Genomic DNA, 665 nt, shown 5'->3' with positions numbered 1-665 from the left:
TTAATCGGCGGTAATGGCGTTGACAGTTTCACGGTAAATGCGGGTGTTTCTATTGGCGATATCGACGGTAAAAATGGCGCAAACACATACGCTATTAATGGCACTGCGGGTGCTATCACGGGTGGTGTTGATGTAGATACATTTACGATTGGTACAGCGGGTATCACTGGTGCGTTAGTTGGCGGCCTTGGTGATGATATTTTCACTATCAATGGTGATACAACAGGTCGAATTGCTAGCATTTCTGGTGGTGATGGTGATGACACGGTTAGTTTGGATAATACGGGCGTAGTTACTGGCACGATTGCGGGCGGCGCTCAAGGTGTTGCTTTAGATGCAAAAGACACGTTTAACCTTACGGCAACCGACGGCAGTTTATTAATCACAGACATCTCAGGATTTGAATTAATTGATGGTGTGGGTAATGCCACTTTAACAGGCGACAGCGCGAACACCTGGTTAGTTAATGGTAATAATGCAGGTACCTTAAACGGTATTAGTTTTACAGACTTTGTGAAGTTAGTCGGCGGTAATGGCATTGACAGTTTCACCGTAAATACGGGTGTTTCTATTGGCGATATCAGTGGTGGCAATGGCGCAAACACGTACGCGATTAATGGCACTGCGGGTGCTATCACGGGTGGTGTTGATGCAGATACCTTTAC

Annotated in this window: 1 protein-coding gene; it reads left to right on the top strand. The window is 46.0% G+C overall.

Annotation, left to right across the window (positions count from 1 at the left end; translation table 11 throughout):
* The coding region (locus tag CWS31_RS17650) for a hypothetical protein (RefSeq protein WP_425457535.1) at window positions 1–665 on the top strand (665 nt) is incomplete at both ends.

Source organism: Colwellia echini (assembly GCF_002843355.2).
Classification (GTDB): Bacteria; Pseudomonadota; Gammaproteobacteria; order Enterobacterales; family Alteromonadaceae; genus Colwellia; species Colwellia echini.
This window is presented reverse-complemented; position numbering and strand designations above follow the sequence as displayed.